At 49.0% G+C, this 10922-nt stretch carries 9 protein-coding genes and 1 pseudogene; all 10 read left to right on the forward strand.

Translation table 11 applies throughout. From position 1 onward, the window contains the following. Window positions 1-352: pseudogene (locus tag V7Z60_RS06945) on the forward strand (hypothetical protein); the annotation flags it as partial. 22 nt (window positions 353-374) lie between these two features. Beyond that, on the forward strand, window positions 375-1262 hold the full coding sequence (locus tag V7Z60_RS06950) for a choline/ethanolamine kinase family protein (RefSeq protein ID WP_334117120.1): 888 nt from the start codon (window positions 375-377) through the stop codon (window positions 1260-1262). Continuing rightward, window positions 1249-1983, forward strand: coding sequence for a sugar phosphate nucleotidyltransferase (locus tag V7Z60_RS06955; protein ID WP_334117112.1), 735 nt, complete (start codon window positions 1249-1251; stop codon window positions 1981-1983). Before V7Z60_RS06950 ends, V7Z60_RS06955 begins: the two co-directional genes overlap by 14 nt. Beyond that, the gene (locus V7Z60_RS06960; protein ID WP_334117113.1) at window positions 1967-3481 is read left to right on the forward strand and encodes a BCCT family transporter; all 1515 of its coding nucleotides are present in this window, start codon (window positions 1967-1969) and stop codon (window positions 3479-3481) included. Before V7Z60_RS06955 ends, V7Z60_RS06960 begins: the two co-directional genes overlap by 17 nt. Window positions 3482-3940: 459 nt before the next feature. Continuing rightward, complete coding sequence (locus tag V7Z60_RS06965) at window positions 3941-6016, forward strand: methyl-accepting chemotaxis protein (protein ID WP_334117114.1); 2076 nt, start codon at window positions 3941-3943, stop codon at window positions 6014-6016. A gap of 397 nt (window positions 6017-6413) precedes the next feature. Further along, on the forward strand, window positions 6414-6644 hold the full coding sequence (locus tag V7Z60_RS06970) for a glutaredoxin family protein (RefSeq protein WP_334117115.1): 231 nt from the start codon (window positions 6414-6416) through the stop codon (window positions 6642-6644). Beyond that, entirely contained in the window at window positions 6641-7036 is a 396-nt protein-coding gene (nrdI, locus tag V7Z60_RS06975; protein ID WP_334117116.1) for a class Ib ribonucleoside-diphosphate reductase assembly flavoprotein NrdI, read from the forward strand. Before V7Z60_RS06970 ends, nrdI begins: the two co-directional genes overlap by 4 nt. Beyond that, window positions 6999-9152 (forward strand): class 1b ribonucleoside-diphosphate reductase subunit alpha, encoded by a 2154-nt coding sequence (nrdE, locus tag V7Z60_RS06980; protein WP_334117117.1) that lies wholly within the window; start codon window positions 6999-7001, stop codon window positions 9150-9152. The genes nrdI and nrdE overlap by 38 nt, the downstream gene beginning before the upstream one ends. Continuing rightward, on the forward strand, window positions 9153-10106 hold the full coding sequence (gene nrdF, locus V7Z60_RS06985) for a class 1b ribonucleoside-diphosphate reductase subunit beta (RefSeq protein ID WP_334117118.1): 954 nt from the start codon (window positions 9153-9155) through the stop codon (window positions 10104-10106). 100 nt (window positions 10107-10206) lie between these two features. Then, window positions 10207-10806, forward strand: a complete 600-nt coding sequence (locus V7Z60_RS06990) for a nitroreductase family protein (RefSeq protein ID WP_334117119.1) — start codon at window positions 10207-10209, stop codon at window positions 10804-10806. Window positions 10807-10922: the final 116 nt, after the last annotated feature.

A 10922-nucleotide genomic window follows, 5' to 3' on the forward strand; every position in this document is an offset into this window, starting at 1 on the left:
CTGCATCTTAGACGACACACCGGACATGCATCGTGCCATGGCCTGGTCGGATGCATTTCTGGGCAAGTACGGAAGCATGCTTGAACTGTACCGTCATACGGGAAAGCCGGCGGCAATGCTCGATTTTGAAGGAACAGACCTTAGAACAGCCGGTGATTATGATGAAGAGAAACTGAGCCGGATGGTCCGTTCGGGCAAGGTATTGAGAGAAGAAGAGCTTGGCATGGGAAATCTGCTTGACTTCTTCAGAAGGTACCGGTATGTGCCGTCTGACTTCAAAAAAGGGGAGACATACGGCAAAAGGATTCTTGATTTCTCCAAGGATGCATTTGTCAGAAAGACAAGCAAGTGATTAAGGAGTTGAGAATGTGCGCATGGGAGATGAAATCAAGCGTATTATCTGCGAAACGCTGAAGGCAGAGCCTGGGGACATTCGTGACGTTCATGTTCTGAAGGACGGCATGACCAATGAGTCATTCATGTTCACTGCAGGAAACAGCAGGTATATCATGCGCATTCCCGGTGTTGGGACGGACAGTCTGATCAACAGGGAGTATGAGTATGAGAACTACGCTGTCCTTGCTGGAACGGGCATTGACGACGAACCCCTGTATCTCGATCCGAAGAACGGATACAAGCTGACGAAGTACATTGAGGGATCGCATAACTGCGATGCCCATGATTTCTCCGAGGTCGGACTTTGCATGAACATGCTCAGGAAGTTTCACTTATCCGGATTGAAGGTGAATCATGAGTTCAACCTGTTTGATCAGATTGAGTTCTACGAGTCACTGCGCGGTAGTTCTTCCGTGTATGGTGACTATCAAGAGACAAAGCGCAAGGTGCTTGGACTGAAGGAATATATTGATGCATGTCCCAAGCAGAGAACACTGTGCCACATCGATTCTGTCTGCGACAACTTCCTGATTACGGAAGAAGGCGTCAGGCTGATTGACTGGGAATATGCCGCGATGCAGGATCCGCATGTGGACATTGCAATGTTTGCCGTCTATGCGATGTATGACAGAGAAAAAGTCGACAGACTGATTGACCTTTACTTTGCTGAAGGTTGCCCGGTCAGGACAAGAATCAAGATTTACTGCTACATAGCCGTATGCGGTCTGCTCTGGAGCAACTGGTGCGAATACAAGCACAGTCTGGGCGAGAATTTCGGCGAATATGCCCTGGGACAGTACATGTATGCGAAGGAGTACAGCGTAATTGCAGCGGAAATGATGGAGGAATGCGATGCATCAGATTAAACGTGCGGTGATAATGGCCTCCGGATTCGGGAGCCGGATGAGACCGTTGACGCTGAAGATTCCAAAGCCTCTGGTCAGAGTCAACGGTGTCGCAATGATAGAGACGGTGATAGGCGGGCTGATTGAGAACGGAATCACTGAGATTCACATCGTCACGGGATACATGGCTGAGAAGTTCGGGTACCTGAAGGAACGTTTCCCCGAGGCGGAGATTGATCTGATATATAATCCGTACTATGAGACGTTCAACAACATTTCGTCACTTTACGTGGCACGTGAATTTCTTGACAGCGTGATCATCATCGACGGTGACCAGGTTATTTCAGATGTCAGTATTCTCAGTCCGTGGTTTGAGAGGTCGGGTTACAACAGCGTCCATGTTTCGGACGGAACGGACGAATGGCTTCAGCAGGTCGATGATGAAGGGACTGTTGTCTCCTGCAGCAGAACGGGCGGCAGGTCCGGCTGGCAGCTGTACGGAATTTCCCGTTGGACGAAAGAAGATGCAGGACAGCTGAAATGTGACCTGGAATTTGAGTTTGAGGTCAGAAGAAACTTTCAGGCCTACTGGGACGATGTGGCAATGTTCTGTCATCCCAATCACTACAGGCTCAAGGTTTTTCCGATGAAGAAAGACGCCGTGACGGAAATCGACACAATGAAGGAACTGGCTGAAATTGACAGCAGCTACAGGGGGGAAGATGATGAAGGGAAGGATTGACTGGGTGATAACTCTGGTGCCGTTTACCGCGGTTTTCCTGCTGTGCATGACGTTTTCAGCGTGGCCTTCGGAATCCAACGCAGTTCTTCTGAAAATCAGGCACATGCTTGGTGACACGTTTGGTGTGTGGTATCTTGCCGTCGGTCTGTTCTTCTTTCTTGCATCCCTGTACATTGCCTTTTCAAGGTACGGTGAGATTGTTCTTGGAGACGAGGGAGAAAAGCCGAAGTACGGATTCACCGCCTGGGGGACGATGATGTTCACCTGCGGGCTTGCGGCAGACATTCTTTTCTATTCCTTTTCGGAGTGGATAAGCTATGCGTGTGATCCTCACATCAGGGAGATGGGGACGGTTCAGAACTGGGCAGGCGTCTATCCGCTGTTCCACTGGGGATTCATTCCCTGGAGCTTCTACCTGGTTCTGGCCGTTTCCTTCGGGTTTATGCTTCATGTCAGAAAATGCCGGCGCAGACGTTATTCCGAAGCATGCAGGCCTCTGATTGGAGGGAGGACGGACGGCATCTGCGGGCGGGGCATTGACCTGCTTGCAGTGTTTTCGCTGCTTGCGGGCACGGCGACGACTTTTGGCGTCGCAACACCGCTGATTTCGGAGTTCATAATTCAGATTACCGGTGTTCATGCAGACAGGCTTGCTGTGAACGAAGTCATTTTAATTCTGACGTTCATTACATATACATCGGTTCTGTTGAAGAAGGCAAAGGGAATCAGCAGACTGGCGGATATCTGCGTTCATCTCTTCATGATTCTTCTGGTGTATGTGCTGCTTTTTTCCGGACAGACACGTTACATCCTGGAAACCGGATTTCAGTCATTCGGAACCATGATTCAGAATTTTCCGGAGCTTGCAACGTTCACCGACCCGCTCAGAAAGACTGCATTTCCGCAGAACTGGACCATCTACTACTGGGCCTACTGGATGGTGTGGTGCGTGGCGGCGCCTTTCTTCATCGGAAGCATTTCCAGGGGACGGACGGTCAGGCAGACCATCCTCGGCGGATATGCCTTTGGCGGCGGTGCGACACTTCTGAGCTTCATCATTCTCGGCAACTACTCAATGGGACTTCAGATGAGCGGTGCGGCTGACTTCATCGGGCAGTTCAAGAAGAGCGGCGACATATACGGTGTGATTGTCTCGATAGTGAGGACGCTGCCATGTCCGGAACTTGTAATGCTGCTGGTGGTTGTGACGATGATTGCCTTCTACGCGACATCATTTGACTCGATTGCATACACTGCTTCGTGCTACAGCTACCGGAAGCTTGATGACGGACAGGAACCTTCCATGTTGATTCAGTTCATGTGGTGCGTTCTGCTGATTGTCTTTCCGGTGGCACTGCTGTTTTCAAGAAGCTCGATGGCAAATCTCCAGAGCATCAGCATCATCACTGCATTTCCATTGAGCTTCATTTTGGCTGCAATTGTCGTGAGCTTTCTCAAGGATGCGGGAAATTTCCTGAAGAAGCGTTCAGATTCATAGACAGGTTTCGTTATTATAAGTGCAGGCCTGCAAATGACTTGGATGAAGGCACCGGCGGACAGCTTGAGGGGGAGCTGTTCCGTCCGCTGCCCGTGGTAAGTCAAAATCTGTTGTCACTGGTTTTTGCTGGGAGGGATTTTGATGAGAACATTTGAGTTGAGACTGAATACGCGCTTTGGTAAGTTCAGACAGAAGCTTTGGTTAAAGTATTCATATGGTAAGTTGAAAAAGGAATGAAACGGCAGCTGCAAAGGCGGCAGGCGCATGGCGTCTGTCGCTTTTTATGTATATATATGACTGTACGTTAGCTTAAAAAGAGTGACATTTGTAATTGAAATGTTGGTGTTCATTTTATGTTCGATATTTTTTCATGTTACTTGCATAAAATTGCATGATTATTTGTCCGATAAATTATACGAGAATTAATTCAACAAAATATTATCGAAAGGACGTATCGACATGAAAAACAACACATCACAGACAGGACAACGCTCACTTGGCAAGTGGATAACGGGCATTCTGATTGCCGTCGGTCTCATTCCGCTTGCGGTCATGCTGTTCAGCTCAATCAGCACGACAACTGATGTCCTGATTGAACGCAACAATCTGTCCAAGGAAAGTGCCGTTGATCTTATTCAGGAAGAACGCAATCATCTTCAGACGACTTCTGAAAAGATGCTTAAGAAAATGGCAACCTACCCTGAATTTAAGGAAAGCAAGTTCGACAAGAAGAACCTGGTGCTTGAAATGAAGAAGCTTTGCAATGCAAATGACTCCCTCATTACGGCAACGGTTGCCGATCAGGACGACAACTGCGCAAGCTCCGACAAGCTTCCGGCAGGTTACAGGCCGACGACGCGTGAATGGTATCAGGAAGCTGTTTCCGACATGGGCAGCGTAATCTGGACTCTTCCTTATAAAGATGCCGAAACCGGCATGTATGTCATCACGGCAGCATATGCCTACAAGACAGACAACAACAAGACCCGCGTTGTCAGCACCGACGTTTCGTTTAATGCGATTGAACGTCCGATCGGCAATCTCAAGATCGGTCATACGGGTCGCGTGACGCTTGTTTCAAACGACGGAATTGCGCTTGCCTCAAAGGGCGCAATTGATGACAGTCATTACAGTCGCGGCAACAGTCTGAAAAACGACAAGATGTATCAGGCAATCAAGGCTTCTTCAAAGCGCAGGGGATTTGTTCACCTGAAGGGCGAATCAAAGATTACCGACATCTATTTCAACAAGGGCGAAGCCGGCAGCAAGTACTGGGCATATTCATATGTGATGAAGAACGACCTTCAGAGGGAACGTCAGACGATGATCAAGACGGCCAGCGTGATTGCGGTCGTCGTGGCAATTGTCGTCATCATCGCCGCAATGACGATCAAGGGAATCTTCGGACGGATCGCCGAAGAGCTTCTCAAGTACTTCAAGGAAGCAGAAAGCGGCAATCTCAACGAAATCAAGGTTGACCGCAGCAAGGCCAGGAACTTTGCTGAAAAGGTCACGGCAAAACTCGTAAATCCGGAACAAAACGGCAGCGAATTCAACAGAATTGCATTCGGCTACAATAAAATGATTGATGCCGTCGGCGAATTAATCGGGAACGTCAAGAAGCAGTCGGCAAACGTTGCGGAAAAGTCAGCATCATTGCTTGAACTCTCCAAGCAGACAGGCAAGGCAACGGAGGAAGTTGCCCAGACGATTACGGGCATTGCCGAAGTTACAAGCTCCCAGGCTCAGGAAACGCAGGAAAGCGTGACGAAGCTTGAGGAACTGTCCAAGGTCATCGACGAACTGAACGAAAGCGTTCAGGCCATGCATGCCGAATCCGATGAATCTGCCAAAATCAACCAGGACAACATGACTACGATGGACAACGTCAACAACAACTGGGTGGCTGAACTTGATGACATGAAGGAATTGTCCCAGAGCGTTCAGAACATGAACAGCGACATTCAGAACATTACCAAGATCATCAACGTCATCAACGAAATTTCGCGTCAGACGAACCTGCTGGCATTGAATGCCTCGATTGAGGCCGCCAGCGCAGGCGAAGCCGGCAAGGGCTTCTCAGTCGTTGCGGCTGAAATCCGCAAGCTTGCCGAACAGAGTGCCGCTTCAACGAAGGAAATCGAAGACATCATCGACAACATCAAGAAGCAGTCAACGGAAATGGTCGACAAGACGAACAGCTCGGTTGAAGGCGGTCAGAAGCAGTCCAAGCTGATCCAGGAAGCCATCAAGTCAACGATGGAAGTCTTCAAGCGCAACCAGGAAATGGCTCAAAAAGTCGCAGGTGTTGCCGAAGCTTCAGACAAGATCGAAGAAGTTCAGGGCAAAGTGCTTGAAGGCCTTGAAAGCATCTCCGCTTCAACTCAGGAAAATGCGGCCGGAACTGAAGAAGTTTCCGCAAATTCCGAAGAGGTTCTGGCAACGATGGACGAATTCACTCAGCATGTTGCCGACTTGCGCGATATTGCAGATGACTTGAAGAACGAAACGGACAAATTGAGAGTCAACAAGTAAATCTGATATCTGTCAGGGCAGGCGTCTTCCGCTGAAAGGGAGGCGCCTTTTTTGTATGTATTGCAAAGGGTGCTGCGGGACATGAAAGAAGGCAGTCCGTGGCTGCATCTTACGGGCAAATCCCAAAAATCAGCTTTTTGCCCGTAATCCTGCCTTGGAGCCCTGATTGAGCAGGCAGCGGACAAATGGTTCGGGACATACATACTGACTATGCCAATTTTAATTTAAAAAGTTTCATGAATTAAATGAGCAGTCAAATCCCAGTTTAAAAACATTCTAAGCTGGCTGAGTAGCCGATACAACATATTGTACGTGAAACAAAACATCTTCGATATATTGTATGTGATGTTGCTGGCGGTTATAATCATTATAAACTGTAATGAAAGGCTTGATATTGATGAACATAACCGTATACAGTCGCAAAGGCTGCATGAAGTGCATGATGACCAGAAGGTTCCTGAATGAACACAACCTTGATTTCAAGGAAGTCGACATTGACGAAGACGAGGCCGCAATGGCAAGGCTGCGCAAGCTTGGAATCAGAAGCCTGCCGGTGGTTGAGGACTCGAACGAAGTCGTCTGCACTGGATTTGACCAGGAAAAAATGAAGAGGGCCTTTAACTTATGAAAGTCGTGTACTTCAGCGTGACCGGGCAGACAAGGCGGTTTGCGTCAAAAATCAGTTCCTGTGAGACACTTGAAATCGATCCGAGTGCCGGGACGCTGATGAAAGAGCCGTACGTGCTGGTGGTTCCAACCTATGAAGAAGAATTCATCACGCCTGTCTTCGATTTTCTTGAAACCGGCGAGAATCAGGAATTTCTGGCCGGCGTTTCGGGATCAGGCAACCGGAACTTTGCCGAGCTGTTTGTCTTTTCCGCAAGGGACATTGCCAGAAGGTACGGTGTTCCGCTGATATATGCGTTTGAGTTTTCCGGGACGAAGGAAGACGTTGAAAATTTTGAAGAAGAGGTGAGGAAACTTGAACGAAAAACAACCATGGTTCGAGCTCAACAATGAACTTAATCTGCCGGAAAACGGGCGGATCAGACTGGACAAGGACCGGGAGGCGCTGAAGCTGTTTCTGGAAGACGAGGTCAGGCCGAAGCTCAGGCGTTTTGAAAAAAAGCATGAACATGCGGAATGGATGGTCGAAAACGGCTATTATGATGAAGAAGTCTTCGGAAAATATTCGGCTGAGTTCATTGACGGACTTGACGAAAGGCTGCGAAAGGCCGGGTTCAGGTTCAGAACATTCATGGCTGCCTACAAGTTCTATGCGCAGTATGCCATGAAGACGAATGACCAGAAAATCTGGCTCGAAGATTTCTGCGACAGGGTTCTGGCATGTGCGTTGACGTTTGCTGACGGAGATGAGGAGCTTGCGGAGATGATTGGAGAAGAAATCGTGCATCAGCGGTTTCAGCCGGCAACGCCGAGTTTTCTGAATGCCGGACGAAAGCGGCGCGGTGAGTTCGTGTCCTGCTTTCTGCTTCAGACGACCGACGACATGAACTCGATCGGGCGGATGATCAACTCGGCCCTGCAGCTGTCAAGAATCGGTGGCGGCGTCGGCGTCAGTCTTTCAAATCTGCGCGGACGGGGAGCCAGCATCAAGCAGATCAAGGGTGCGGCTTCGGGCGTCGTTCCCGTGATGAAGCTGCTTGAAGACAGCTTCTCCTATTCAAATCAGCTGGGTCAAAGACAAGGTGCGGGTGCCGTCTATCTGAACGTTTTTCATCCGGACATTCTGGAATTTCTCGGGACCAAAAAGGAAAATGCCGATGAGAAAATCAGAGTCAAGACGCTTTCCCTGGGACTCGTCGTTCCGGACAAGTTCTACGAGCTTGCGCGCGGCAACGAGGAGATGTATCTTTTTGAACCGTACACTGTTGAAAGGGAATACCATTGTCCGTTTTCCTACGTCGATCTGACCAGGGAATACGATAAGATGGTCGAAAATCCCCGGATCGAGAAGAAGAAAATCTCTGCGAGAATGCTCGAAGAAGAGATTTCAAAGCTTCAGCAGGAGTCAGGTTATCCTTATATCGTCAACATCGATACGGTCAACGACAGCAATCCGGTCAAGGGCAAAATAGTCATGAGCAACCTGTGTTCAGAGATTCTGCAGGTGCAGGAACCGTCCGTCATCAATGACGAGCAGGAATACGTCAGGCTCGGTCGTGACATCAGCTGCAACCTCGGGTCAACGAACATCGCCAACCTGATGAAGGCACCTGACTTCGGAGGTTCCGTCAAGACGATGGTGAAAGCCCTGACGGAAGTCTCTGACGAATCAGACATCAGAAGCGTGCCTTCCGTATCTCACGGAAACGAAACCGCACACGCCATCGGACTGGGGGCGATGGGGCTTCATTCCTTCCTTGCGCAAAACAGAATCCGCTACGGTTCAAAGGAAGCACTGGAATTCGTTTCGACATACTTCATGCTGCTGAACTACTGGACGCTGGTTGCTTCAAACGAAATTGCGACTGAGAAGAAGCAGATGTTTGACGGCTTTCTGGAAAGCAGTTATGCAGACGGCAGCTATTTTGAAGAATATGAAAATGCTGATTCGACACTGCATTTTCCAAAAGTGAAGGAACTCTTCAGGGGAATCTTCATTCCGGGCGCAGAAGACTGGGGCAGACTGCGCCGGAAGGTAATGAAGCACGGGTTGTACAATCAGAACAGGCTTGCCGTTGCGCCGACTGGATCAATCTCCTACATCAACGACACGACCGCGTCCCTGCAGCCAATCGTCAGGGTCGTTGAAGAGCGTCAGGAAAAGAAAATCGGCAAGATCTACTATCCGGCGCCAGGGCTTTCCGAAGAAACGCTGCCTTACTACACGAGTGCCTATGACCTTGATATGAGGTGCGTCATCGACACCTATGCGGCGGCGCAAAAGCACGTCGATCAGGGGCTGAGCCTGACCTTGTTCATGCGGTCGAAGCCTTCTTCCGAGCTTTACGAATGGAAGAAGGGACATAAGGAGGAACTGACGACGCGCGATTTGACGATACTCAGGCATTACGCCTTCAGAAGGAAGATCAAGTCGATTTATTACGTCAGAACGTTTACCGATCAGGATGAAGGCGACAGGTTCGCCGAATGCGAAAGTTGTGTGATTTAAATGAAAGAGACATATCGTGCCATAAACTGGAATGTGCTGGATGATGCCCTGGACAAGGCGGTTTGGGAAAAGCTGACGGAGCAGTTCTGGCTTGATACCAGAATTCCCCTGTCAAATGACCTCAACGACTGGAAGAAGATGACCGAAGAAGAGCATGCGCTGGTCGAGAAGGTCTTCGGCGGGCTTACTTTGCTTGACACGCTGCAGTCGGTTGACGGGATGAGCGCGCTGCGAAAGGATGCCGTGACTTCGCATGAAACGGCCGTGCTGAACAACATCGAATTCATGGAATCCGTGCATGCCAAAAGCTATTCGTCGATTTTCTCGACCCTCAACACACCGGCGGAAATTGAAGAGATTTTTGAATGGACGGAGAAAAACGAGTACCTTCAGTACAAGGCGGAAAAAATCTGTGCAATCTATCGCGGAGACGATGCCTTGATGAAGAAGGCGGCTTCCGTTTTCCTGGAATCGTTTCTGTTTTATTCAGGATTCTATGCTCCGCTTTACTTTCTAGGACACAACCGGCTCAACAACGTGGCCGAGATAATCAAGCTGATCCTGAGGGACGAATCGGTTCACGGAACTTATATCGGCTATAAGTTTCAATTGAGGTACAGGACTTTGGAAGAAGAAGAACAGGAGAAACTGAAGCTTGAAATCGTCAACTTGCTCTACGATCTGTATCAAAACGAAGAAAAGTACACGCATGAACTTTACGATGAACTCGGATGGACAAAGGACGTCGGCATCTTTTTAAGATACAATGCCAACAAGGCCCTGATGAATCTCGGGTTTGAGCCGTTGTTTGATGAAACCGCCACGGACGTCAATCCCGTCGTCATGAACGGAATTTCGACGTCAACGTCAAATCATGACTTCTTCTCTCAGGTCGGAAACGGCTATCTGCTTGGCAGCGTTGAGGCGATGGCTGACGATGATTACTGGATTTGAAGCAGTGAGCATAATTTTTTGCTTTTCTGTGATTGTACGTTATACTTATGTTATAAAGAACAGCTTACAAAAAGTAAGTGACGGGAAAGGCTGATCAGACATGAATAACGCAATTGAATTTTTAAGGAAGCGTCGCTCGATTTACGCAATCGGAAAGAATGTCGAAATGAACAATGAGGAGATTACCGAACTGATTGAAGGAGCAGTCAGAAATTCTCCGACCGCATTCAACAGTCAGACGGTTCGTGCGGTGATTACGTTCGGCGAATCTTCGGACCGGGTCTGGGACATTGTTCTGGCTGAACTCAGAAAAGTCATCAAAGATGACGATGCCTTTGCGAAGACAAAGGATAAAATCGCAACGTTCAGGGCAGGGATCGGAACGGTACTGTATTTTACAGAAACGGCAACCGTCAGGGAACTGGAACAGGACTTCCCGCTTTACGCCGCCAACTTTGCCGACTGGGCAGAACAGGGCATCGGCGGCGCACAGCAGGCCGTCTGGGAAGTGCTGGCGGAAAACGACATCGGAGCTTCGATTCAGCACTATAACCCGCTGATCGATGATGCAATCATGAAGCAGTTCGATCTTCCGGAAAGCTGGAGGCTGCGGGCCGAAATGCCGTTCGGATCAATCGAAGCTCCTGCGGGCGACAAGGAATTTTTGGAAGATGACGTGAGATTCAGGGTTTTTGACTGAGATTCAAGTTGAATTTGTGTGGGTAAGACAGTGAGAATTTTCAGGAATGAAGATTCTCACTTTTTTTGAAAGCGTGCAAGGAAACACGTTCTTTTAAGGCCGTGATGAATTGCCTG

It is taken from the genome of Ligilactobacillus sp. (assembly GCF_036846325.1).
Classification (GTDB): domain Bacteria; phylum Bacillota; class Bacilli; order Lactobacillales; family Lactobacillaceae; genus Ligilactobacillus.